Source organism: Geodermatophilus sp. Leaf369, from assembly GCF_001424455.1.
Lineage (GTDB): Bacteria > Actinomycetota > Actinomycetes > Mycobacteriales > Geodermatophilaceae > Klenkia.
This window is the reverse complement of record NZ_LMQA01000003.1, coordinates 158,881-183,882: the sequence shown is the minus strand read 5'-3', so window position 1 is coordinate 183,882 and position 25,002 is coordinate 158,881. Positions and strand designations below refer to the sequence as shown.

The following is a 25,002-nucleotide window of genomic DNA, read 5'->3' as shown; positions in this document are numbered from 1 at the left end:
GGTCAGCCGAACGGGGTGTGCCGGCGGACGGCGAAGACGTGCGCGGGCTCGCGGTAGGGGTCCAGCTCGACGTAGTTGAACTGGCCCCACTCGTACTCGTCGCCGGTGACCTGGTCGACCACGGTGAACCGGTCGCTCCAGTCCATCCCCAGCGCCGACAGGTCCAGGGCCGTGGTGCCGACCTGGGTGTGCTGGCTGGACAGCGAGACGACCACGAGCACGGCGTCGTCGGAGCCCGGGTCGGTCTTGGAGAAGCAGAGCAGGTTCTCGTTGTCGACCGGGTGGAAGGTCAGCGTGCGCAGCTGCTGCAGCGCGGGGTGCTCGCGGCGGACCCGGTTGAGCATCGTGAGGTAGGGCGCCAGCGAGCGGCCCTGGGCCTCGGCGGCGGCGTAGTCACGGGGCCGGAGCTGGAACTTCTCGGTGTCCAGGTACTCCTCGCTGCCCGGCTTGAGCGCGACGTGCTCGAAGAGCTCGAAGCCGGAGTAGACGCCCCAGGTGGGGCTCATCAGCGCGGCCAGCACGGCCCGGATCTTGAACATCGGCGGGCCGCCGAACTGCAGCGACGCGTGCAGGATGTCCGGGGTGTTGACGAAGAAGTTGGGCCGCATGTAGTGCGCGGTCCCGGCCAGGTCACGGCCGTACTCCTCGATCTCCTGCTTCTCGGTGCGCCAGGTGAAGTAGCTGTAGCTCTGGGTGAAGCCGACCCGGGCCAGCTGGTGCATCATCGCCGGGCGGGTGAACGCCTCGGCCAGGAACAGCACGTCGGGGTCGGTCTTCTTGACCTCCCAGATCACCCAGTGCCAGAAGTTCAGCGCCTTGGTGTGCGGGTTGTCGACCCGGAACACCTTCACCCCGGCGGCGATCCAGACCCGCAGCACCCGCAGCGCCTCGGCGTAGATGCCGGCCGGGTCGTTGTCGAAGTTGATCGGGTAGATGTCCTGGTACTTCTTCGGCGGGTTCTCCGCGTAGGCGATGGTGCCGTCGGGCTTGGTGGTGAACCACTCCGGGTTGCTGGTCACCCACGGGTGGTCGGGCGCGGCCTGCAGCGCGAAGTCCAGCGCCACCTCCATGCCCAGCTCACGGGTGCGGGCGACGAAGGCCTCGAAGTCGGCCATCGTGCCGAGCTCGGGGTGCACGGCGTCGTGGCCGCCGTCGGCGCTGCCGATGGCCCACGGGGAGCCGACGTCGCCGTCCTCGGTGGTGAGGGTGTTGTTCTTGCCCTTGCGGTTGACCGTGCCGATCGGGTGGATCGGGGGCAGGTAGACCACGTCGAAGCCCATCCCGGCGATCGCGGGGAGCCGCTCGGCCGCCTGGGCGAACGTGCCGTGCGTGGGCCGGCCGGCGACGACGGGGCCCTCGGAGCGCGGGAAGAACTCGTACCAGGAGCCGTAGAGCGCTCGGACCCGGTCGACCCAGACCTCGTAGCGGGGGGAGCGGGTGACCAGCCGGCGCACCGGGTGGGCGTGCAGGAGCTCGGTCATCGAGGACGCCAGCGCGGGGGAGAGCCGGGCGGTGAGCTCCAGGGAGGTGTCGCGCAGCGCGACGGCGGCCGCGGCCACGGCGCTGCGGTGCTCGCGGGGCACCGTCTTCTGCACCTCGTCGAGGAGAAGGGCGCCCTCCTCGAGGTCGTTGGCGAGGTCCTCGGCCCCCTGGCCGGCCTCGACCTTGACCTCGACGGCGTGGTGCCAGGTCGCGATCGGGTCGTCCCAGGCCTCGACCTGGTAGGTCCACAGGCCCTCCCGGTCGGGGACGACGGTCGCGGTCCATCGGTCGGGCTCGGGGCCGAAGGGGGCCATCCGCACCAGCGGCGGGCGGGTGGCCCGCTTGCCGGGGGTGGCCGGGGGGTTCCAGACCACGTTGGCCGCCACGGCGTCGTGCCCCTCGCGGAACACGGTGGCGGTGATCGGCACGTGCTCGCCGACCACGGCGCGGGACGAGAACGACCCGCAGGACACGACGGGGGCGACATCGGTGATGCCGAGACGGAGATCAGCGCGGCCAGTCATCGGCGTCACGCTATCGGCGTGCGGGAGCCGCGGCACGTCGGCGGTCCAGGGCCCGGGAGAGTGTGACGCAGGGCTCGGTGAGACCGCCCGGGGCCGCTAGGGTCGGCGTCGTGCGAGCCCTCCGTCGACTCACCGTCCGAGCCTCCCTCCCCGAGGCACTGGCCCCGCTCTCCACGTTGGTGATGAACCTCCGCTGGTCCTGGCACCCGGAGACCCGCGACCTGTTCGAGACGCTGGACCCCGAGCTGTGGCGCACCTGCGGCAACGACCCCGTCCGGGTGCTCGGCGAGGTCTCCGCGCAGCGGCTGGCCGAGCTCTCCCGGGACCGCAAGTTCCTGCGTCGGCTCTCCGACGTCAGCGACGACCTGCAGGAGTACCTGGACGCCCCGCACTGGTACCAGTCCCTGGGCGCCGACGCGCCCGGGTCGATCGCCTACTTCTCCGCCGAGTTCGGCATCACCGAGGTGCTGCCGCAGTACTCCGGCGGGCTGGGCATCCTGGCCGGGGACCACCTCAAGGCCGCCTCCGACCTGGGCCTCCCGCTGATCGGCGTCGGGCTGCTCTACCGGGCCGGCTACTTCTCCCAGGGGCTGTCGGCCGACGGCTGGCAGCTGGAGCACTACCCGGCCCTGGACCCCCACGGCCTGCCGGTGAAGCTCCTGCGCGATGCCGAGGGTGCCGCGGTCGTCATCACCGTGCCGCTGCCCGAGGGCCGCACCCTGCACGCGCACGTCTGGCGCGCCCAGGTCGGCCGGGTCTCCCTCCTCCTGCTCGACAGCGACATCGAGGAGAACGCCCCGGCCGAGCGCGGGGTCACCGACCGGCTCTACGGCGGCGGTGAGGACCACCGGCTGCGCCAGGAGATGCTGCTGGGCATCGGCGGCGTGCGCGCCGTCCGCGCGTTCTGCTCCCTCACCGGCACCCCGCAGCCCGAGGTCTTCCACGCCAACGAGGGCCACGCCGGCTTCCAGGGCGTGGAGCGCATCCGCGAGCTCACCGAGTCCCACGGGCTGTCCTTCGCCGAGGCGCTGCAGGCCGTGCGCGGCGGCACCGTCTTCACCACGCACACCCCGGTCCCGGCCGGCATCGACCGCTTCCCGCGGGCGCTCATCGAGCGCTACTTCCCGGGCTTCGGCGTCCCGGTGCACGAGCTGCTGCCGCTGGGCGCCGAGGAGGACGCCTCGAAGTTCAACATGGCGCACATGGGCCTGCGGCTGGGCCAGCGGGCCAACGGCGTCAGCGAGCTGCACGGGCACGTCAGCCGCGGCATGTTCGGTGACCTGTGGGCCGGCTTCGACGAGGACGACGTCCCGATCTCCTCGATCACCAACGGCGTGCACGCCCCGACCTGGACCGCGCGCGAGCTGGTCGAGCTGGGCACCCAGCGGACCAGCCAGGGCGACCCGGTCGACGTCACCGGACCGGTCCGGTTCGACGGGGTCGACCGGATCGACCCCGGTGACCTGTGGACGACGCGACGGCTGCTGCGCGGCCGGCTGGTCGACGAGGTGCGTCGCCGGGTGCGGGAGACCGCGCTGTCCCGCGGGGCGTCGGAGGCCGAGGTCGGCTGGACCGACTCGGTGTTCGACCCCGACGTGCTGACCATCGGGTTCGCCCGCCGGGTGCCCTCCTACAAGCGACTGACCCTCATGCTGCGCGACCCCGCGCGGCTCAAGGCCCTCCTGCTGGACCCCGAGCGGCCGATCCAGCTGGTCATCGCCGGCAAGAGCCACCCGGCCGACGACGGCGGCAAGCAGCTCATCCAGCAGATGGTGAAGTTCGCCGACGACCCGGAGATCCGGCACCGGATCGCGTTCCTGCCCGGCTACGACATCGGCATGGCCCGGTACCTCTACTGGGGCTGCGACGTCTGGCTGAACAACCCGCTGCGGCCGCTGGAGGCCTGCGGCACCTCGGGGATGAAGTCCGCGCTCAACGGCGGGCTCAACCTGTCCATCAAGGACGGGTGGTGGGACGAGTGGTTCGACGGCCAGAACGGCTGGGCGATCCCCACCGCCGACGGCGTCGCGGACGCCGACCGGCGGGACGACGTCGAGGCCCAGGCCATCTACGACCTGCTCGACCGGCAGGTGCTGCCCCGGTTCTACGAGACCGACCGGGACGGCGTGCCCACCCGCTGGGTCGAGATGGTCAAGCACACCCTCAAGGACCTCGGCCCCAAGGTGCTGGCCAGCCGGATGGTCGCCGACTACGTGCAGCAGCTGTACGTCCCGGCCGCGCGCAGCAGCCGGGCGCTGGCCGAGGGCGGCTACGCCGTGGCCCGTGACCAGGCGGCCTGGCGGGCGCACCTGCTGGGCAACTGGGGCAGCGTCCGGGTGGCCCACGTGGAGGCCACCGGGGTGGGGGACACCCCGGAGATCGGCTCGACCATCGACCTGCGGGCCGAGGTGGAGCTGCCGGGCCTGGTGCCGGCCGACGTCCAGGTGCAGGCCGCCTACGGCCGGGTCGACGACACCGACGGACTGCACGAGGTGACCACCGTGGCGATGACCCACGAGGCCACCGAGGGCTCCCGGCACTGGTTCACCTCGACGGTGCCGCTGGAGCGCACCGGCGCCTTCGGCTACACCGTCCGGGTGCTCCCGCACTCGGAGCACCTGGCCGACCCCGCCGAGCTGGGCGTGGTCAGCAACGCCTGAGCCTCACGGTGAGGGAGAGACCGGCGACACGCACGGGTCTCTCCCTCACCGGCACGGCGGATCACGTGATCGTCTTCGCGCCGTTAGTCTCGCCGCATGCCCGACCGCTGTGAGGTGCTCCCCGGAGACAACGTCGTCGCCCGCCGTGGCGGTGGCCTGCTGTGGGTGGACGCCCCCGGCTCGCCCGCCCTGGTGGCGACGCTGTACGCCTGCCTGGGGGTCTCGGGCCCCGGTGCCGACCGGGTGCTGAGCGCGGTCGCCGGTCAGGTCGGCGCGCTGGCCGACTCCGGTGCCTCCTTCGCCCTGGTCCTCGCCGACACCGCCGGTGGCTCGGGCTCCGGGGTGGCGCTGTGGTCGGGCAAGGGCCAGCCCTCGGTCGACGGCGTGCCGGTCTCCGGTCGCCAGGTCGACGGCGGTTGCACCCTGGCCGCCGGTTTCGACCTCGGCTCCTCCCTCTACGTCGGCCCCGGCTCCGCCCCGTCCCCGGTGCCCCCGGGCGTGGCCTACGACCTGGTCGAGGGCACCGTCCCCGGCAGCGGCGCCAGCCTGCAGCTGACCGCGGCCACCCCGCCCTCGGTCGCCGTCCCGGTCGCGGCACCGGTGAGCAGCCCGCCGGCAGAGCGCTTCTCCGCGGGCTCGGACTCCGGCTTCAGCGCCCCCGCCGCCCCGGCCCCCGAGCCGGCCGCGTGGGAGCCCGCCGCCGAGGAGCCCGCCCAGGCCCCGGCCCAGGCCGGTGGCGAGTCCACCGCGTTCTGGCAGCCGGACTCCCCGCCCGCGGCGCCGGTGCTCCGCTTCGACGACGGCATGGTCGTCACCGTGGACAACGACCTCGTGCTGGGACGACGTCCCGACGGCCACGAGCTGGTCACCAGCGGCACCGCCACCGCCGTGCCGATCGCCGACACCCAGAACGTGCTCTCCTCGGCCCACGCCGCGGTGCAGCGGGCCGGTCGCGAGGTCTCCCTGGTCGACCTGGGCTCCCTCAACGGCACCCACGTCGCGGGCCCCGAGGCCACCGAGTGGACCCAGCTGGAGCCCGGGGTGGCGCACGCGCTCTCCGACGGCGACCGGCTGCTGCTGGGCTGGACCGTCATCACCTTCGAGCAGCCCGCCGCCTGACCCACCCGGGCCCGCGGGTCCGGTCACAGCCTCGTCACACTGTGGCGCGGTTGTGTGCCAGCTGTGTGGGCGGCGGCTAGGTTCCGCCGGGTGAGCACCGACACCGCAGCGCTGCGGACACCGGACGAGCCCGAGACCCGGCGGAGCCGTCGCCCCTCTGCGAAGGGAGTCGTCGTCTGGTCGCTGGTCGCCCTGGTCGGGGCGGTCTGCTGGACGGTGCTGGCCGTCTCCCGCGGGGAGTCGGTCAGCGCGCTGTGGATCCTGTTCGCCGCGCTGTCGAGCTACGCCATCGCCTACCGCTTCTACTCCCGGTTCATCGTCCGCAGGGTCCTGGAGGTCGACGACCGGCGGGCCACCCCGGCCGAGCGGCTGGAGAACGGCCGGGACTTCGAGGTCACCGACCGCCGGGTGCTATTCGGCCACCACTTCGCCGCGATCGCCGGCGCCGGCCCGCTCGTCGGCCCGGTGCTCGCCGCCCAGATGGGCTACCTGCCCGGCACGGTGTGGATCATCGTCGGCGTCATCGCCGCCGGCGCGGTGCAGGACATGGTCGTGCTGTTCTTCTCGATGCGCCGCAACGGGCAGAGCCTGGGTCAGATGATCCGCGCCGAGATCGGCGTGGTCGGCGGGATCGCGGCCCTGATCGCCGTGTTCGCCATCATGATCATCATCCTGGCGGTGCTGGCGCTGATCGTGGTCAACGCGCTGGCCGAGTCGCCCTGGGGTGTCTTCTCGATCGCGCTGACCATCCCCATCGCCCTCTTCATGGGCGTCTACCTGCGGGTGCTGCGACCGGGCAGGGTGCTGGAGGCCAGCGCCATCGGCGTCGTCGCGCTGCTGGCCGCGATCATCGGCGGCGGGATGGTCGACGGCACCCCGCTGGGTGACGCGCTGACCCTGGACAAGACGACCCTGGTCATCGCCCTGGTGGTCTACGGCTTCGTCGCCTCCGTGCTGCCGGTCTGGCTGCTGCTGACCCCGCGCGACTACCTCTCCACGTTCATGAAGATCGGCGTCATCGTGCTGCTGGCCGTCGGGCTGGTCATCGCGATGCCGGTGCTGCAGGCCGACGCGGTGAGCAGCTTCGCCCTCGACGGCAACGGCCCGGTCTTCGCCGGCTCGCTGTTCCCGTTCGTGTTCATCACCATCGCCTGCGGTGCGCTCTCGGGCTTCCACGCGCTGATCTCCAGCGGCACCACCCCGAAGATGGTCGCCAAGGAGAGCCAGGTCCGGGTGATCGGCTACGGCGGCATGCTGATGGAGTCCTTCGTCGCTATCAGCGCGCTGATCGCGGCCTGCATCCTCGACCCGGCGCTGTACTTCTCGATGAACGCCCCGGCCGGTGCCACCGGCGGGACCGTCGAGGGGGCCTCGGCGTTCGTCGCCAACCTCGGCTTCAGCATCGGCCCGGCCGAGCTGCAGGCCGCCGCGGACACCATCGAGGAGTCCACGCTGGTCTCGCGCACCGGCGGCGCCCCGACCCTGGCGTACGGCATCTCGGAGATCTTCGAGACCGCGTTCGGTGGCGGGCTGCAGGCCTTCTGGTACCACTTCGCGATCATGTTCGAGGCGCTGTTCATCCTCACCGCGGTCGACGCCGGCACCCGGGTGGGCCGGTTCATGCTGCAGGACACGGTCGGCAACGTGTGGAAGAAGTTCGGCGACCTGACCTGGTGGCCGGCGAGCTGGATCGCCTCGGCCGTGGTCGTCGGCGCCTGGGGCTACATCCTGTACGTCGGGGTCACCGACCCCCTGGGCGGGATCAACCAGCTCTTCCCGCTGTTCGGCATCGCCAACCAGCTGCTGGCCGCGATCGCGCTGACGCTGTGCACGGTGCTGCTGGTCAAGCACGGCAAGACCCGCTACGCGTGGGTCACCGGCGTCCCGCTGGCCTGGGTGCTGACCATCACGATGACGGCCTCGTTCCAGAAGGTGTTCTCCGCCGACCCCGCGGTGGGCTACTTCGCCCAGCGCGCCCGGTACGCCGACGCCCTGGAGCGCGGTGAGGTGCTCGCCCCGGCTGCCGACGGCGAGGCGATGCAGCAGGTGGTCACCAACTCCACGACGAACGGGGTGCTGCAGTCGGTCTTCGCCGTGTTGGCCCTGGTCGTGGTGCTCAACGGCGCATGGGTGATCGTTCGCGCCGTCCGTGCCGGTGGCCTGCCGACGACCGAGGTGCCCGCCGAGCCCAGCCGCATCGTCGAGCCGGCCGGGTTCTTCCCGACCGCCGAGGAGCGGGAGCTGCTGGACGCCGAGCGGGCGCGGCTGGCGGCCGAGCGGGAACCGTCGGGTCAGCAGTGATCCGACGGGCGTGGGCCGGCGTCCACTGGTACCTGCGCGCGCTGACGGGCGAGGACCGGTACGACCGGCACCTCGCCGCCTGCGCCGCGGAGGGCCGGGAGCCGATGACCCGCCGGGCGTTCGAGCGGCACCGCACCGACGTCGCCGCCGCGCACGCCCACGAGCGCTGCTGCTGAGGGCCTACGGGCGGCGGAGCACCCGAAGGGCCCAGACGCAGCGGCCGGGCATCTCGATCGGGCCCGGGCCGACGACGGCCGGGCGCGGCGGGGCGCCCGTGGGCCACTCGGTGGAGACGACGAACTCGTAGCCGTCGCCCCACGGCGCCTCGGGCAGGTGCACGGTGACCGGGTCGGGTCCGGCGTGCAGCCACACCAGCCAGGAGTCGTCGAGGACCGGGCGGCCCCGCTCGTCGCGGTGCCGGATGCCCCGGCCGTCGAGGTACATGCCGATGGTCTGCAGGCCGTGGTCGAACCAGTCCCGGTCGGTCAGCTGGCCCCCGCCGGGGGCGAACCAGGCCAGGTCGCGGGTGCCGCCGCTGCCGGCCACCTCGTGGCCGTCGAAGAACGCCTCCTGACGCAGCACGGGGGAGGCCTTGCGCAGCGCGGTCAGCCGGGACACGAAGGTCCACAGGTCGGGGTCGATCGAGCCCCAGTCCAGCCAGGAGATCTCGTTGTCCTGGCAGTAGGCGTTGTTGTTGCCGCCCTGGGTGCGGCCCAGCTCGTCTCCGGCGGTGAGCATCGGGACGCCGGTGGACAGCAGCAGGGTCGCCAGCATGTTGCGCACCTGGCGGGCGCGCAGCTCGACCACCGCGGGGTCGTCGCTGGGGCCCTCGACGCCGCAGTTCCAGTTCCGGTTGTGGCTCTCGCCGTCCCGGTTGTCCTCGCCGTTGGCCTCGTTGCGCTTGTGCTCGTAGGTGACGAGGTCGGCCATCGTGAAGCCGTCGTGGGCGGTGATGAAGTTGACCGAGGCGAAGGGCCGGCGGCCGTCGGAGCGGTACAGGTCCGAGGAACCGGTGAGCCGGTAGGCCAGGTCCCGGACGCCGACGTGCGCCCCGCACCACACGTCGCGCACGGTGTCCCGGTACTTGCCGTTCCACTCGGTCCACAGCGGGGGGAAGTTGCCCACCTGGTAGCCGCCCTCGCCGATGTCCCACGGCTCGGCGATCAGCTTCACCTGCGACACCACCGGGTCCTGGTGGACGACGTCGAAGAAGGCCGACAGGCGGTCCACGTCGTGCATCGAGCGGGCCAGCGCCGAGGCCAGGTCGAAGCGGAACCCGTCGACGTGCATCTCGGTGACCCAGTAGCGCAGCGAGTCCATCAGCAGGGCCAGCACCTGCGGACGGCGGACGTCGAGGGTGTTCCCGCAGCCGGTGTAGTCGGTGTACCGGGCGCCGTGGCCGCTGAGCCGGTAGTAGCCGGCGTTGTCGATGCCCTTGAACGACAGCGTCGGGCCGGTGTGGTCGCCCTCGGCGGTGTGGTTGTAGACCACGTCCAGGATCACCTCGATCCCCGCGGCGTGCAGGGCCTTGACCATGGCCTTGAACTCGGTGACCTGCTGGCCCGCAGAGCCCGCGGAGGAGTAGGCGGCGTGCGGGGCGAAGTAGCCCAGTGTGTTGTAGCCCCAGTGGTTGGTCAGCCCGCGGCGCAGCAGGTGCGGCTCGGAGACGAAGTGGTGCACCGGCAGCAGCTCGACCGCGGTCACGCCCAGGGACACCAGGTGCTCGATGAACGCCGGGTGGGCCAGCCCCGCGTAGGTGCCGCGCAGTGCCGGGGGGACGTCGGGGTGCCGCATCGTCGCGCCCTTGACGTGCACCTCGTAGACGACGGTGTCCGACCAGGCGGTGCCCGGGCGGACGTCGCCGTCCCACGGAAACGAGTCGTGCACGACGACCCCGCGGGGGACGAAGGGCGCGGAGTCCAGACGGTCGGCCGCGGCGGCGTCGGGGTGCCCGTCGGCGTAGCCGAACAGCGCCGGGTCGAGGGTCAGGTCGCCGTCGACGGCCCGGGCATAGGGGTCCAGCAGCAGCTTGGCCGGGTTGTAGCGGGCGCCCGAGGCCGGGTGGTAGCCGCCGTGCACGCGGTAGCCGTAGCGCTGGCCCGGGCCCACGCCGGGCAGCCGGCCGTGCCAGACCTGGTGGGTGGTCTCCTGCAGCCGCTGGCGGTGCTCGGTGCCGTCGGGGTCGAACAGGCACAGGTCCACGGCCTGCGCGCCGGCCGACCAGAGGGCCACGTTGGTGCCGGTGCCGTCCCAGTGGGCACCCAGCGGTGCGGGACTGCCGGGCCAGACCTCGGGGGCTGCGCGATGGATCACCCGGCAGATGGTGCCCGAGTCGGACCCGCGCTCCCCGCAGGCGGGTTGGTTGGATGGGGGTGTGCCAGCTGACGAGGTCGTCCGGTTCCGCGGTGTCGACGTGGTGCGGGGGGAGTCCCACCTGCTGCGCGCCGTCGACTGGACGGTGCACTCCGACGAGCGCTGGGTGCTCCTGGGCCCCAACGGCGCGGGCAAGACCACCCTCATGCAGCTGGCCTCGGCGCAGATGCACCCCACCCGCGGTGAGGTCACCGTGCTCGGGGAGACCCTGGGCGCGGTCGACGTCTTCGAGCTGCGCACCCGCATCGGGCTCACCAGCGCCGCCCTCGCCCAGCGGATCTCGGGCACCGAACGGGTCGGGGACGTCGTCGTCTCCGCCGGGTACGCCGTCGTCGGCCGGTGGCGCGAGCGCTACGACGTCCACGACCTGACCCGCGCGGCGATGCTCATGGACCAGTGGGGCGTGGCGCCCTACGCGGGCCGGCCGTTCGGCACCCTGAGCGAGGGCGAGCGCAAGCGCACCCAGATCGCCCGGGCGCTGATGACCGACCCCGAGCTGCTGCTGCTCGACGAGCCCGGCGCCGGGCTGGACCTCGGCGGCCGCGAGGACCTGGTGTCCCGGCTCACCGACCTGGCCCGCGACGACCAGGCGCCGGCGCAGGTGCTGGTCACCCACCACGTCGAGGAGATCCCGCCCGGCTACACCCACGCGCTGCTGCTGCGCGGGGGCCAGGTGGTCGCCGCCGGCCCGGTGGACGACGTCGTCACCCCCGAGCTGCTCAGCGACACCTTCGGTCTCCCCCTCGCCCTGGGCCGGGTCCGCGGCCGCTTCACCGCACGTCGGGCGAGTCCACCGGCTTAGGGTCGAGCCGACGACGTCGTCCCACCACGAGGAGCACCGCACATGGCCGAGCCGGAGTTCGTGACCCTGCAGGTCGAGGACGGGGTGGGCACGATCCGCCTCGACCGCGGCAAGATGAACGCGATCGACGAGCAGCTGCACTGGGAGGTCCGGGCCGCCGCGCAGGAGTGCGCCAGCCGCGCCGACGTCCGGGCCGTGGTGCTCTACGGCGGGGAGCGGGTCTTCGCCGCCGGTGCCGACATCAAGGCGATGGCCCAGCTGACCGGGTCCTCGATGGTCGCCTGGGGCCGGGAGCTCACGCACTCCTTCCGCGAGGTCACCCGGATCCCGAAGCCCGTCGTCGCCGCGATCACCGGCTACGCCCTAGGCGGTGGCTACGAGCTGGCGCTGTGCGCGGACTTCCGGGTGATGGGCAGCTCGGCCAAGCTCGGCCAGCCCGAGATCCTGCTCGGGGTCATCCCCGGCGCCGGCGGCACCCAGCGGCTGGCCCGGCTGGTCGGCCCGGCGAAGGCCAAGGACATCGTCTTCACCGGCCGGCACGTGGGCGCCGAGGAGGCCCTCGAGCTCGGCATGGCCGACGCGGTGGTGGCCGACGACGAGGTCTACGCGACCGCCGTGGCGATGGCGCGCAAGTTCGCCGCCGGTCCGCCGCTGGCCCTGGCGGCCGCCAAGCGGGCGATCGACCAGGGTCTGGACGGCACCCTGGACGCCGGTCTGGAGCTGGAGTCCGAGCTCTTCGCCGGGCTCTTCGACACCGAGGACCAGAAGACCGGGATGATCTCGTTCCTGGAGAACGGCCCCGGGAAGGCGACCTTCACCGGTCGCTGAGCACGCGCCGGTGGACGGCCCGGGAGCGAGACCACCCGGGCCGTCATCGGTTCGTCACGTCCCCGTTGCTGTCCATGCGGCCCGCAGCGGGCTACTTTCCGCAGGTCACGTCTGTGCGCCGCGTCTCCAACCACGGGGTCGCGACGGCCGGGCGGACCACGGAGGAGCCGAACGTGAACAGGACCACCCTGCGAGCCACGACCGCGATGGTCGCGGCGGGACTCGCCCTCACCGCCTGCGGATCCAGCGACAGCGGGTCCGGCGGCGGCTCGGACAGCGACGCCGCCTCGGCCACCTCCCTCGACGACTTCGGTGACATGGACGCCCTCGTCGCGGCCGCCCAGGCCGAGGGCACGCTCAACGTCATCGCGCTGCCCCGCGACTGGGCCAACTACGGCACCATGCTCGACGAGTTCAGCGAGCTGTACGGCATCGAGATCAACTCGGCGACGCCCGACGGCTCCAGCCAGGACGAGCTCAACGCCGTGACCAGCCAGCGCGGCCAGGAGCGGGCCCCCGACGTGCTCGACCTGGGGACGGCGTTCGCCCAGCAGGCAGCGGCCCAGGACCTGCTCGCGCCCTACCAGGTGGCCACCTGGGACGAGATCCCCGAGGACCAGAAGGACCCTGACGGGCTCTGGTACAACGACTACGGCGGCTACATCTCCATCGGCTGCAACGCCACCGTGATCGAGGTCTGCCCGACCACGATGGAGGACCTCCTCGACCCGCAGTACGCCGGTCAGGTCGCCCTCAACGGCAACCCGACGCAGGCCGCTGCCGCCTTCGGTGGCGTGTGGGCGGCGTCGCTGGCCAACGGCGGCAGCCTGGACGACATCGGCCCCGGGATCGACTTCTTCGTCGACGTCAAGGACGCCGGGAACTTCAACCCGGTCGAGATCACCCCGGCCACCATCCAGTCCGGGGAGACCCCGCTGGCCATCGACTGGGACTACCTGAACTCCGGGCTCACCGACACGCTGTCCGAGCAGGGCGTCGAGTGGCAGGTCAACGTGCCCACCGACGGCCTCTTCGGTGGCTACTACAGCCAGGCGATCAGCGCCTTCGCCCCGCACCCGGCCGCCGCGCGGCTGTGGCAGGAGTACCTGTACTCCGACGCCGGGCAGAACACCTGGCTCGAGGGCGGCGCCCGCCCGGTCCGGCTCCCCTCGATGCAGGAGGCCGGCACCGCCGACGCCGACGCACTGGCCGCGCTGCCCGCCGTGGAGGGGACCGCCGAGTTCCCGACCGAGGCGCAGCAGACCGCGGCCCAGCAGGTCGTGGCCGGCCGGTGGAACCAGGAGATCTCGGGCTGAGCACCAGCACCACCCCGCGGCGGTCCCGGGGGCGGCGAGCAGGCCTGCTCGCCGCCCTCGGGACGGTGCCGTTCTTCGGCTACCTGGCGGTCTTCCTGCTGCTGCCGATCGGGGTGCTCGCGGTCGAGGCGTTCCGCGCCACCGACCCGGTGACCTACCAGGAGTCCTGGTCCACCGACTCCATCGTCGCCGTCACCGACGGCGCCTACCGGCGTGCCTACCTGGGCAGCCTGCAGCTGTCGGCCACCACGGCGCTGCTGGCCGCCGTCCTCGGGCTGGCGCTGGCCGTGGCGGTGCTCCAGGCGAAGCGGGGCCGGCTGCTGCGCCGGCTGGTGCTCACCGCCTCGGGCGTGCTGGCCAACTTCGGCGGGATCCCGCTGGCGTTCGCGTTCATCGCCACCATCGGCACCAGCGGGGTGGTCACCGCGCTGCTGGGCGACCTCGGCGTCGGGCTGGGTGGCTTCTCGCTGTACTCGATGACCGGGCTGGGCCTGGTCTACCTCTACTTCCTGGTCCCGCTGATGGTGCTGACGATCGTCCCGGCGCTGGAGGGCCTGCGCCCCCAGTGGCGGGAGGCCTCGGACAACCTGGGTGCCAGCAGCTGGCAGTACTGGCGCCACGTGGGCGGCCCGGTGCTCGCCCCGCCGGTCATCGGCGCCACGATGCTGCTGTTCGCCTCGGCGTTCGCCGCCTACGCCACCGCCCGCGCCCTGGTCGGCTCCAGCGTGCCGCTGGTGCCGCTGCAGATCGCCGACGCGCTGAGCTCCAACGTGCTGGTCGGCTCGGAGAACCTGGGCAAGGCCCTCGCGCTGGGCATGGTCGTGCTGGTCGGCATCGTGATGGTCTTCTACACCTGGGTCCAGCGGCGCACCCAGCGGTGGCTGCAGTGACCGCGACCATCCCGACCACGGTCGCCCCGGAGTCCGCGCCGCGCGTGCGCCGCCGCGGCAACGGGGCCTGGCGGGTCGTCGTCCTCGCGGTGCTCGGGCTGTACTTCCTCATCCCGATCGCGGCCTCGGTCTGGTACTCCTCGCGCAGCAACGGCGAGCTGACCGCCGAGTTCTACACCGGCATCCCCAGCGCCCCGGGCTTCGCCGAGGCCTTCGGCCGCTCGCTGACCCTCGCCGTCCTCACCGTGGTCATCTCGCTGCTGCTGATGCTGCCGACGATGGTGCTCATCGACCTGCGGTTGCCCCGGCTGCGGTCGACGGTGGAGATCCTCACGCTGCTCCCGCTGGTGCTGCCGCCGATCGCGCTGGTCGTCGGGGTGCGCAGCGTGCTCGCCTGGGCGCCGGACTACTTCTACGGCACCCCGCTGGCCGATGCGTTCTTCGCCCTCCAGGAGCCCTCGCTGCCCTGGATCCTGGTCCTGGTCTACGTGGTGCTGGCGCTGCCGTTCGTCTACCGCGCGCTGGACGCCGGCATCCGCTCGGTGGACCTCAAGACCCTCACCGAGGCCGCCCGCAGCCTGGGGGCCTCCTGGCCGCGGGTGCTGGTGGGCGTCGTCCTGCCGGTGCTGCGCACCTCGGTGCTCAACGCCGCGTTCCTCACCCTGGCCCTGGTGCTGGGGGAGTACACGATCGCGGTGATCCTGGGCTTCCAGACCTTCCCCACCTGGATCGTGGAGATCGCCGGGTCCCAGCCGCAGCTGTCGGTGTCGGTCTCGGTGCTCTCGCTGGTCGTCACCTGGGGCCTGCTCCTGCTCATCTCCGCGCTGGACCGCCGCCGTGCGGGGAAGGACTCCTGATGACCACCACCACGGACAGACCCGCCGGGGTCGAGGCGCTGCGCGACACCCCCGGCGTCGGGGTCCGGCTGGCCGGGCTGACCCGCCGCTACGGCGACGTGCTCGCCCTCGACGGGCTCGACCTGGACATCGCCGGGGGTGAGTTCCTGGCGCTGCTGGGGCCCTCGGGCTGCGGCAAGACCACCGCGCTGCGGGCCATCGCCGGCTTCGAGCGGCCCGACGACGGTCAGGTGCTCATCGACGGCCGGGACGTCACGGACACCCCGCCGTCCAAGCGGGACATGGGCATGGTCTTCCAGGCCTACAGCCTGTTCCCCAACCTGACCGTGGCCGAGAACGTGGCCTACGGGCTGCAGGTGCGACGGCGTCCGGCCAAGGAGCGCAAGGCCCGGGCCGCGGAGCTGCTGGAGCTGGTCGGGTTGGCCGCGAACGCCGGCCGCTACCCGCACCAGCTCTCCGGCGGGCAGCAGCAGCGCGTCGCGCTGGCGCGGGCGCTCGCCGTCGCCCCCAAGGTCCTGCTGCTGGACGAGCCGCTCTCGGCGCTGGACGCCCAGGTGCGGGTGCAGCTGCGCGAGGAGATCCGGCGGATCCAGCTCGAGCTGGGCATCACCACCGTCTTCGTCACCCACGACCAGGCCGAGGCGCTCTCGGTGGCCGACCGGGTCGGTGTGCTGCGGGCCGGCCGGCTGGAGCAGGTGGCCGGCCCCGACGAGCTGTACGAGCGGCCGGCGACGGCGTTCGTGGCCGAGTTCGTCGGCACGATGAACCGGGTGCCGGCGACCCGGTCCGGTGACGGGGTGGAACTGCTCGGCGTCCGCCGCCCGGTGGTGGGGCCGGTGCCGTCCGCCGGGGACGTCGTGGCGCTGGTGCGGCCGGAGTCCCTGCTGGTCCGCGAGGACGACGCCGGCGTGGGCCGGGTCGTGACCCGGACCTTCTCCGGTGCCTCCACCCGGTTGGCGGTGGCGCTGCCCGACGGCAGCGAGGTGGTGGCCGACGTGGCCAGTGCCGACAGCCAGCGGCTGACCCCGGGCACCGCGGTCACGGTCACCCCCGCCGAGCGGCCGGTGCTCGTCAGCGCGGTGTGAGGATGCACGGGTGAGTGCCCCCGATCGTCCCGCCCACCTCGACCGCTGCGACGACGACGGACGGGCCTGGCTGGAGCGGGCGGTCGCGCTGGTCGAGGCCGACGCCCGGCGCAGCGCGGACACCCACCTGCTGGTGTACCCGTTGCCGCCGGAGTGGGGCGTGCACCTCTACCTCAAGGACGAGTCGACCCACCCGACGGGCAGTCTCAAGCACCGGCTGGCCCGCTCGCTGTTCCTGCACGCGCTCTGCTCGGGCTGGATCTGCCGGGGGAGCACGGTGGTGGAGGCCTCGAGCGGGTCGACGGCGGTGAGCGAGGCCTACTTCGCGCGGATGCTCGGGCTGCCCTTCGTCGCGGTCATGCCCGCCTCCACCAGCCGGGAGAAGATCGCGCTGATCGAGGGCCAGGGTGGCCGCTGCCACCTGGTCACCGACGCCGGCACCGTCTACGACGAGGCCCGCAGGATCGCCGGCGAGACCGGCGGGCACTACCTGGACCAGTTCACCCACGCCGAGCGGGCGACCGACTGGCGGGGCAACAACAACATCGCGGAGTCGGTCTTCGAGCAGCTGTCCGCCGAGGAGCACCCGGTCCCCGACTGGGTGGTCGTCGGCGCCGGCACCGGGGGCACCAGCGCGACCATCGGCCGGTACGTGCGCTACCGCCGACTGCCCACCCGGCTGGCCGTCGTCGACCCCGAGGGCTCGGCGTTCTTCCCCGGCTGGCGGGACGCCGACCCGACCGCGACCGGGCGGCCCTCCCGGATCGAGGGCATCGGCCGACCGCGGGTGGAGCCCTCGTTCGTGCCGACGATCGTCGACCGGATGTTCTGCGTGCCCGACGCCGCGTCGCTGGCCGCGATGCGGCACCTGGAGCAGGTGACCGGCCGGCGGGCCGGCGGCTCCACCGGCACCAACCTGTGGGGGGCCTTCCAGCTGGTGGCCGAACTGGTCGCGGCCGGGCGCACCGGCAGCATCGTGACGCTGCTCTGCGACGGGGGCGAGCGGTACGCCCACACCTACTACTCCGACGACTGGATCGCCGGGCAGGGGATGGACCTCGCGCCGCACACCGCGACGCTGGAGCACTTCGCCGCCACGGGGGAGTGGTCGTGAGCGGGGTCACCGACGAGCCCCGTCCGGCCGCACGTTACCCGCGGGTAACGTCCATCATCGGAGCCAGTGCGGGCGCTCGTGCGTCCGCCCCCACCTCGATCCCACCCGCGGAGGTGCGATGAACATCGTCGTTCTTGTGAAGCAGGTCCCCGACTCCGGCAGCGAGCGCGCGCTGGACAGCTCGGACAACACCGTCGCGCGCGCCAGCGCCGACAACGTCATCAACGAGATGGACGAGTACGCCATCGAGGAGGCGCTGACGGTCAAGGAGTCGCAGGGCGGTGAGGTCACCGTGCTGACCATCGGCCCCTCCACCGCGACCGACGCCATCCGCAAGGCCCTGTCCATGGGCGCGGACAAGGCCGTGCACGTCACCGACGAGGCCATCCACGGCTCGTGCGCCGTGCAGACCTCCGCGGTGATCGCCGCCGCGCTGTCCCAGCTCGAGTACGACCTCGTCGTCTGCGGCGCGGAGTCCACCGACGGTCAGGTCTCGGTGATGCCGGCGCTGCTGTCCGAGCGCCTGGGCATCCCGCACCTGTCCGGTGCCCGCAAGCTCACCGTCGACGGCACCACGCTGCACGTCGAGCGGCAGACCGACGGCGGCTACTGGGCCCTCGAGGCGCAGACCCCGGCGATCGTGTCGACCTGGGACACCATCAACGAGCCCCGCTACCCCTCCTTCAAGGGGATCATGGCCGCCAAGAAGAAGCCGGTCACGACGATGTCGCTGGCCGACCTCGGGGTGGACCCGTCGACCGTCGGCCTGGCCTCGGCCACCAGCCAGGTGCTCGACTTCGCCGGCCGCCCGCCCAAGGGCGAGGGCGTGAAGGTCGTCGACGAGGGCGACGGCGCCGAGAAGCTGGTCGGCTACCTGGCCGCCCAGAAGATCGTCTGACCCCGCACCCAGAGAGACAGGAGAACAGTCGTGGCTGAAGTACTGGTCCTGGTCGAGGTCGCCCCCGACGGATCCGGCGTCCGCAAGACCACCCTAGAGGCGCTCACCGCAGCGCGCGTCCTCGGCGAGCCCTCCGCGGTCGTGCTCGGTGCCCCCGGCACCGCCGCGGGCGTGAAGGACACCCTCGCCGAGTACGGCGCGGCCAAGGTCTACGTCGCCGAGTCCGACGACGTCGACGCCTACCTCGTGGCCCCCAAGGCCGAAGTGCTCGCCCAGCTGGTGGGCGAGAAGTCCCCGGCCGCCGTGGTCATCCCCTCCACGCCGGAGGGCAAGGAGATCGCCGGCCGCCTGGCGATCAAGACCGGCTCGGGCTTCCTGACCGACGTCACCGAGATCGCCGCCGACGGCACCGCCACCCAGGTGGCCTTCGCCGGGGCGACGATCGTGCACTCGAAGGTCACCGTCGGCACCCCGATCTACACCCTGCGCGGCAACTCGGTCACCCCCGAGGCCGCCGCCGGTGCGGCCGAGGAGGAGACGGTCACCGTCTCGATCTCCGAGGCCGCCAAGCAGACCAAGGTGCTGGACCGGGTCGTCGAGCAGAAGTCCTCGCGCCCGGAGCTCACCGAGGCCGCGATCGTGGTCTCCGGTGGCCGCGGGGTCGCCTCGGCGGAGAACTTCTCGGTCATCGAGGGCCTCGCCGACTCCCTCGGTGCCGCCGTCGGTGCCTCCCGCGCCGCCGTCGACTCCGGCTTCTACCCGCACTCCTTCCAGGTCGGGCAGACCGGTAAGACGGTGTCCCCGCAGCTCTACGTGGCGGTCGGCATCTCCGGGGCGATCCAGCACCGGGCCGGCATGCAGACCTCCAAGACGATCATCGCGGTCAACAAGGACACCGAGGCGCCGATCTTCGAGCTCGCCGACTTCGGCGTCGTGGGCGACCTGAACACCGTCGTCCCGGCCGCGACGGAGCAGATCTCCGCCCGCAAGTAACGCGTCCAGGCACCCCAGCGTGGATCAGGTCTCCTGATCCACGTCTGTCCCCCCTCACCAACGCTGGTGAGGGGGGACAGCTGTTGGTGAGGGTGGAGCACGTGGTGTCGGTGCCCGCCCCTACGGTCCCGGACATGACCGACACCCCCGCCATCACCCTCGGCGCCGTCGCGCTCGACACCGACGACCCGCCCCGGCTCGCCGCCTTCTGGGCCGCGCTCACCGGAGGTGAGATCGCCGGCGAGGTCGACGGCATGCTCTTCGTGCAGGGGCCGCCGGGCGGGTTCTCCGTGCTGGTGCGCCCGCGGCAGGGCCCGGCCCCCGAGCACCCCGACCTCACCGTCGCCTGGGGCGCCCGGGAGGCCCAGGTCGCCCGTGCGGTGTCGCTGGGGGCCGAGCACCGGTGGGACGTCCTCGACGAGATGCCCTGGGTGCGCTGGACGACGCTGGCCGACCCCGGCGGGCACCTGTTCTGCATCGCCGAGCACACCCCCGGTGACTGAGCGCAGGATGGGCCCGTGCTGTTCGCCGACGTCGTCACCGCGTCCGCCCAGGTGGGCGCCACCCGAGCCCGGACGGCGAAGAGCGCCACCGTCGCGGCCCTGCTCCGTTCAGCCGGGTCCGCGGAGATCGGACCGGTGACCGCATGGCTGTCCGGGGCCACGACCCAGGGCAGGCTCGGAGCCGGCTGGCGGACGCTGTCTGCCGTCGACGCAGACCCCGCCGCCGAGCCGATGCTCACCGTCACCGCGGTCCAGTCGGCCCTCGGCGCGCTGGCCGGGGTCTCCGGCACCGGCTCGACCGCCCGCCGCTCCGCGCTGCTGGCCGAGCTGCTGGGGGCGGCCACGGCCGACGAGCAGTCCTTCCTGCTCCGGCTGCTCGGCGGGGAGCTGCGGCACGGTGCGCTGGAGGGCGTCGTGCTGGACGCCGTCGCCGCGGCCGCCGGTGCACCGGCCCCCGTCGTCCGGCGCGCGTTCTTCCTCTCCGGGGTGCTCGCCGACGTCGCCGTCACAGCGCTGACCGGGGGAGTGCCCGCGCTGGAGGAGGTGCGGTTGCAGGTCGGCCGGCCGCTGCGGCCGATGCTCGCCTCGCCGGCCGACACCCTGGCCGAGTCGCTGGGGGACGGCGACGTGGTGGTCGAGCAGAAGATGGACGGCGCCCGCATCCAGGTGCACAAGGACGGCGACGAGGTGTGGGTCTGGACCCGCACGCTCAAGGAGGTCACCGCCCGGGTCCCGGAGCTGGTCGAGGTCGTGCGCGCACTGCCGGCCCGCTCCCTGGTCCTGGACGGGGAGACCCTGGCGCTCACCGACGACGGCCGGCCCCGGCCCTTCCAGGAGACCGCCGCCCGCTTCGGCGCCGACACCCACGCCCTGCTGCTGCAGCCCTTCTTCTTCGACTGCCTGCACGTCGACGGCACCGACCTGGTCGACGAGCCGCTGACCGCCCGGCACGAGGCGTTGGCCCGGGTCGCGCCGGACCACCGGATGCCCGGCGTCGTCCGCCCCACGCCCGAGCAGGCCGAGGAGTTCTCCGCCGCCGCGCTGGCTGCCGGGCACGAGGGTGTCGTCGTGAAGGACCTGGCCGGCCCCTACGCGGCCGGCCGGCGCGGGAAGGCCTGGCGCAAGGTCAAGCCGGTGCACACCCTGGACCTGGTCGTCATCGGCGCCGAGTGGGGCTACGGCCGGCGCACCGGGTCGCTGTCCAACATCCACCTGGGCGCCCGCGACCCCGACGGCGGCGAGCCGGTGATGGTCGGCAAGACCTTCAAGGGGATGACCGACGAGCTGCTGGGCTGGCAGACCGCCACCTTCCCCGGGCTGGTGCGGGAGGACCGCGGCGCGTCGGTGCTGCTGCGTCCGGAGCTGGTCGTGGAGATCGAGCTCGACGGGGTCCAGCGCAGCCCGCGCTACCCCGGCGGGGTCGCACTGCGCTTCGCCCGGGTGCTCCGCTACCGGCCCGACAAGGAGCCCGCCGACGCCGACACCATCGACGCCGTCCGAGCGCTGCTGGCGGGAAGAGGCGGGGACGCCGAGGCGTTGGGGGCCGGGTGAGCAACGCGAGCACGGTCGGCGTCTTCGACCGCGGGCACCGGCTCACCACGGCCGGGCTGCTGATGCTGGTCACCTTCATCGCGTTCGAGTCGATGGCCGTGGCCACCGCGATGCCCACCGTCGTCCGGGAGCTGGACGGGCTGGCCTGGTACGCGTGGCCGTTCACCGCGTTCCTGGTCGCCCAGGTCGTCGGGATGGTCCTGGGCGGGGACGTCAGCGACCGTCGGGGCGCCCGGGTCGCGCTGCTGTGGGGCGTGGGCTTCTTCGCCCTGGGCCTGGTCGCGTCCGGGGCGGCCGCCGACATGACCCTGTTCATCGCCGGCCGCGCCGTCCAGGGCCTGGGCGGGGGGCTCATCGCGGTGTCGCTGTACGTCGTCGCCGGGCAGGCGTACGCCCCGGAGCTGCGGCCGCAGCTGTTCGGGGCGTTCTCGGCGGCATGGGTGTTCCCCGCGCTCTTCGGCCCGTTGATCGCCGGTGCCATCACCACGCACACGTCCTGGCGCTGGGTGTTCCTCGGCATCCTGCCGCTGGTCGCGGTCGGCCTGGTCCTGGTGCTGCCCTCGATCGCCCGGCTGGCCGTGCCCGACGGCACCGCGCGGCCGGCGGTCTCCCGGCGCTGGTGGGCGGTGCTCGCCGGGGTCGGCATCGGTGCCCTGCAGTACGCCGGGCAGCGGCTGGACCTGGTGGCCCTGGCGGTCGCCGTCGTCGGGGTGGTCGCGCTGGCTGCGGGACTCCGGCCGCTACTGCCCCGCGGCACGATCACCGCCCGCCGCGGCCTGCCCACCGTCGTCGCTTCCCGCGGGCTGCTGGCCGGGTCGTTCTTCGGCATCGACACCCTGCTGCCGCTGACCCTCACCGAGGTGCACGGCTTCAGCGCGACCGCTGCCGGCATCCCGCTGACCACCGGGGCGATCGGCTGGTCGCTGGCCTCCACGCTGTCGGCCCGCCGTCCCGACGTCTCCCGGGTGCGACTGCTGCAGATCGGCTTCGTCCTGCTCGCGATCGGTCTGGCCGGCACCGCGTTCGCCGCGCTGCCCTCGACCGGGGGCTGGACCGCCTACGTGAGCTGGGCGGTCGCCGGGCTGGGCATGGGCCTGGGCATGCCGAGCGTGGGCGTCCTGCTGCTCGACCAGTCGCCCGAGCACCGGCGGGGTGCCGACTCGGCGTCCCTGCAGATCTCCGACGTCGTGGGCTCGGCGCTGTGCGTCGGGTTCGGGGGCGTGCTGGTGGCCGCAGCCGCCACCGGCGTGCTGTCGCTCACCACCGCCCTGCTCGTCGCGATCGCGGTCTTCAGCGGACTGGCACTGCTCGGGTCCCTGGTCGCCGGCCGGGCTGCGGCCCCGTCGGCCGAACGGGTCCGCGCGACTACATTGGCCACGTCATGACCTACCTCGACCACGCGGCGACCACGCCGATGCTGCCCGAGGCCGTCGCGGCGATGACCGATCAGCTGGCCCGGGTGGGCAACGCCTCCTCCCTGCACGCCAGTGGCCGCGGCGCCCGGCGCACGGCCGAGCAGTCCCGCGAGCGGCTGGCCGAGGCGCTCGGCGCCCGCCCGTCGGAGGTGCTCTTCACCGGTGGCGGCACCGAGAGCGACAACCTGGCGGTCAAGGGCCTGTTCTGGGCCCGCCGGGACGCCGACCCGCGCCGTACCCGGGTCGTGGTCAGCCCGGCCGAGCACCACGCCGTCCTGGACAGCGTCGAGTGGCTGGCCGAGCACGACCACGCGGAGATCACCTGGGTCGACGTCGCGCCCAGCGGTGAGATCACCCCCGCAGCGCTCGCCGAGGCTCTCGGCGACGGCACCGACGTCGCGCTGGTCAGCGTCATGTGGGCCAACAACGAGGTCGGCGCGGTCAGCGACCTGGCCGCCCTGGCCGAGGTCGCGCACGCCGTCGGCGTCCCGCTGCACACCGACGCCGTGCAGGCCGTCGGCCAGGTGCCGGTGGACTTCGCGGCCAGCGGCGTCGACGCGCTCACCATGACCGGGCACAAGCTCGGCGGCCCGATGGGCGCGGGTCTGCTGGTGCTCCGCCGGGACGCGGACTGCACCCCGCTGCTGCACGGCGGCGGGCAGGAGCGCGACGTGCGCTCCGGGACGCTGGACGTCGCCGCGATCGTCGGGCTCGCCGTGGCGACGACGACGAGCGTGGGCAACCGGGTCGAGCGCGCCACCCGGGTCTCCGCGCTGCGCGACCGGCTCGTGGCCGGGGTCGTCGCGCGCGTGCCCGACGTGCAGCTCAACGGCCCCGCGCTGGACGCCGTGGTGGCCGGTGGACCGGGGCGGCTGCCGGGCAACGCTCACCTGTCCTTCCCCGGTGCCGAGGGCGACGCCCTGCTGATGCTGCTGGACGCCAACGGCATCGAGTGCTCGACCGGCTCGGCCTGCAGCGCCGGGGTGGCCCGGCCCAGCCACGTGCTGCTGGCCACCGGTGCCGACCCCGACCGGGCGCGCAGCTCCCTGCGGTTCAGCCTCGGCCACACCTCCACCGACGCCGACGTGGACGCCGTCCTCGACGTGATCGCCCCGGTCGTCGAGCGGGCCCGTCGGGCGGGCCTGGGCCGGCGGTCGGCGTGAAGCTGATCGCCGCGATGAGCGGCGGGGTGGACTCCGCCGTCGCCGCCGCGCTGGCCGTCGAGGCCGGGCACGACGTGACCGGGGTGCACCTGGCGCTCAGCCAGCACCGGCAGCAGATGCGCAGCGGGTCCCGCGGGTGCTGCAGCGTCGAGGACGCCGACGACGCCCGCCGGGTGGCCGGCGAGCTGGGCATCCCGTTCTACGTGTGGGACATGGCCGAGCAGTTCGCCGAGGACGTCGTGGACGACTTCGTCGCCGAGTACGCCGCCGGCCGGACGCCGAACCCGTGCCTGCGCTGCAACGAGAAGATCAAGTTCGCCGCCGTGCTGGACCGCGCGCAGGCACTGGGGTTCGACGCCGTCGTCACCGGCCACCACGCCCGGCTGGTCGGCGGCGAGCTCCGGCGGTCGGTGGACGCCGCCAAGGACCAGAGCTACGTGCTCGGGGTGCTCACCGAGCGGCAGCTGGCCGGGGCGGTCTTCCCGCTGGGGGAGATGACCAAGGAGCGGGTGCGCGAGATCGCCGCCGAGCGCGGGTACGCCGTGGCGACCAAGCCCGACAGCCACGACATCTGCTTCATCCCCGACGGCGACACCCGCGGCTTTCTGGACCGGCGGCTCGGCGTGGCCCCCGGACCGGTGGTGGACGCCGCGACCGGCGCGACCGTGGGGGAGCACCAGGGCACCCACGGCTTCACGATCGGGCAGCGCAAGGGCCTGGGCGTGACCGTCGGCGACCAGCGGCCGCGGTACGTGCTGGGTATCGAGCCGGTGTCCCGCACGGTCACCATCGGCACCGCCGACCAGGCCGGCGTCGACGAGGTGCTGACCGGTGCGCCGACCTGGACCGGGCCGGTGCCCGAGCTGCCCTTCGCGGCGGTCGTGCAGCTACGCGCGCACGGGGCGTCGGTGCCGTGCACGGTCTCGGCGCGGGACGGGTCGGCCGGGCTGCAGCTCGAGCTGCACGACCAGCAGCGGGGTGTCGCCCCGGGCCAGTCGGCCGTGCTCTACGCCCCCGACGCCGAGCGCGGCGACCGGGTGCTCGGGCAGGCCACCGTGTTCCGCGCAGGTGAACGACAGGCGTCAGTTCTCAGCTGACTCTTGGATTCGTCACGGGTCCGGGCTAGCT

The 25,002-nt window shown here is 73.2% G+C and carries 20 protein-coding genes; 18 read left to right on the top strand and 2 right to left on the bottom strand.

The genetic code is table 11. The features are described 5' to 3' along the window. Positions 1-2: 2 nt before the first annotated feature. Positions 3-2,006, bottom strand: a complete 2,004-nt coding sequence (locus ASG36_RS15240; protein WP_055765655.1) for an alpha-1,4-glucan--maltose-1-phosphate maltosyltransferase — start codon at positions 2,004-2,006, stop codon at positions 3-5. Positions 2,007-2,116: 110 nt separating this feature from the next. On the opposite strand from ASG36_RS15240, the gene glgP reads away from it, so the two are divergent. From glgP to ASG36_RS15220, 4 genes are all read left to right on the top strand, one after another. Beyond that, a complete protein-coding gene (gene glgP, locus ASG36_RS15235; protein WP_055765651.1) occupies positions 2,117-4,666 on the top strand; it encodes an alpha-glucan family phosphorylase in 2,550 nt (849 codons plus the stop codon). A gap of 96 nt (positions 4,667-4,762) precedes the next feature. Next, positions 4,763-5,785 carry an FHA domain-containing protein gene (locus ASG36_RS22915; protein WP_055765649.1) on the top strand — a complete coding sequence of 341 codons (1,023 nt, stop codon included), beginning with the start codon at positions 4,763-4,765 and terminating at the stop codon, positions 5,783-5,785. 90 nt (positions 5,786-5,875) lie between these two features. Next, entirely contained in the window at positions 5,876-8,086 is a 2,211-nt protein-coding gene (locus tag ASG36_RS15225; RefSeq protein ID WP_157498844.1) for a carbon starvation CstA family protein, read from the top strand. Further along, a complete protein-coding gene (locus tag ASG36_RS15220; RefSeq protein WP_055765646.1) occupies positions 8,083-8,262 on the top strand; it encodes a YbdD/YjiX family protein in 180 nt (59 codons plus the stop codon). Before ASG36_RS15225 ends, ASG36_RS15220 begins: the two co-directional genes overlap by 4 nt. 4 nt (positions 8,263-8,266) lie before the next feature. Here the strand turns inward: ASG36_RS15220 and glgX are convergent, their stop codons facing one another. Then, complete coding sequence (gene glgX / locus ASG36_RS15215; protein ID WP_055765642.1) at positions 8,267-10,399, bottom strand: glycogen debranching protein GlgX; 2,133 nt, start codon at positions 10,397-10,399, stop codon at positions 8,267-8,269. A gap of 61 nt (positions 10,400-10,460) precedes the next feature. Here glgX and ASG36_RS15210 point away from each other — a divergent pair, with 61 nt between their 5' ends. The 14 genes from ASG36_RS15210 (at position 10,461) to mnmA (ending at position 24,971) form a co-directional block, all read left to right on the top strand. Continuing rightward, positions 10,461-11,261, top strand: a complete 801-nt coding sequence (locus ASG36_RS15210; RefSeq protein ID WP_235495063.1) for an ABC transporter ATP-binding protein — start codon at positions 10,461-10,463, stop codon at positions 11,259-11,261. Between the two features lie 42 nt (positions 11,262-11,303). Next, positions 11,304-12,089, top strand: coding sequence for an enoyl-CoA hydratase/isomerase family protein (locus ASG36_RS15205; protein WP_055765637.1), 786 nt, complete (start codon positions 11,304-11,306; stop codon positions 12,087-12,089). A gap of 173 nt (positions 12,090-12,262) precedes the next feature. After that, the gene (locus ASG36_RS15200) at positions 12,263-13,405 is read left to right on the top strand and encodes an ABC transporter substrate-binding protein (protein WP_200944512.1); all 1,143 of its coding nucleotides are present in this window, start codon (positions 12,263-12,265) and stop codon (positions 13,403-13,405) included. A 65-nt stretch (positions 13,406-13,470) separates the two neighbouring features. Next, positions 13,471-14,295, top strand: coding sequence for an ABC transporter permease subunit (locus ASG36_RS15195; protein WP_235495061.1), 825 nt, complete (start codon positions 13,471-13,473; stop codon positions 14,293-14,295). Continuing rightward, complete coding sequence (locus tag ASG36_RS15190; RefSeq protein ID WP_082523179.1) at positions 14,292-15,152, top strand: ABC transporter permease; 861 nt, start codon at positions 14,292-14,294, stop codon at positions 15,150-15,152. Before ASG36_RS15195 ends, ASG36_RS15190 begins: the two co-directional genes overlap by 4 nt. After that, positions 15,152-16,237: an ABC transporter ATP-binding protein gene (locus ASG36_RS15185; protein ID WP_082523178.1), complete on the top strand. Its 1,086-nt coding sequence runs from the start codon at positions 15,152-15,154 to the stop codon at positions 16,235-16,237. The genes ASG36_RS15190 and ASG36_RS15185 overlap by 1 nt, the downstream gene beginning before the upstream one ends. A 10-nt stretch (positions 16,238-16,247) precedes the next feature. Continuing rightward, positions 16,248-17,351, top strand: coding sequence for a PLP-dependent cysteine synthase family protein (locus ASG36_RS15180; RefSeq protein WP_055765631.1), 1,104 nt, complete (start codon positions 16,248-16,250; stop codon positions 17,349-17,351). 118 nt (positions 17,352-17,469) lie between these two features. Beyond that, positions 17,470-18,249: an electron transfer flavoprotein subunit beta/FixA family protein gene (locus tag ASG36_RS15175; protein WP_055765628.1), complete on the top strand. Its 780-nt coding sequence runs from the start codon at positions 17,470-17,472 to the stop codon at positions 18,247-18,249. A gap of 30 nt (positions 18,250-18,279) precedes the next feature. Next, positions 18,280-19,242 carry an electron transfer flavoprotein subunit alpha/FixB family protein gene (locus ASG36_RS15170; protein ID WP_055765625.1) on the top strand — a complete coding sequence of 321 codons (963 nt, stop codon included), beginning with the start codon at positions 18,280-18,282 and terminating at the stop codon, positions 19,240-19,242. 134 nt (positions 19,243-19,376) lie between these two features. After that, positions 19,377-19,745 (top strand): VOC family protein, encoded by a 369-nt coding sequence (locus ASG36_RS15165; RefSeq protein WP_055766263.1) that lies wholly within the window; start codon positions 19,377-19,379, stop codon positions 19,743-19,745. A 15-nt stretch (positions 19,746-19,760) separates the two neighbouring features. Beyond that, complete coding sequence (locus ASG36_RS15160) at positions 19,761-21,296, top strand: ATP-dependent DNA ligase (RefSeq protein WP_055765623.1); 1,536 nt, start codon at positions 19,761-19,763, stop codon at positions 21,294-21,296. Then, complete coding sequence (locus ASG36_RS15155) at positions 21,293-22,681, top strand: MFS transporter (RefSeq protein ID WP_055765620.1); 1,389 nt, start codon at positions 21,293-21,295, stop codon at positions 22,679-22,681. The genes ASG36_RS15160 and ASG36_RS15155 overlap by 4 nt, the downstream gene beginning before the upstream one ends. After that, a complete protein-coding gene (locus ASG36_RS15150; protein ID WP_055765617.1) occupies positions 22,678-23,874 on the top strand; it encodes a cysteine desulfurase family protein in 1,197 nt (398 codons plus the stop codon). Before ASG36_RS15155 ends, ASG36_RS15150 begins: the two co-directional genes overlap by 4 nt. Beyond that, a complete protein-coding gene (gene mnmA / locus ASG36_RS15145; protein ID WP_200944511.1) occupies positions 23,871-24,971 on the top strand; it encodes a tRNA 2-thiouridine(34) synthase MnmA in 1,101 nt (366 codons plus the stop codon). The genes ASG36_RS15150 and mnmA overlap by 4 nt, the downstream gene beginning before the upstream one ends. The last annotated feature ends 31 nt before the right edge of the window (positions 24,972-25,002 follow it).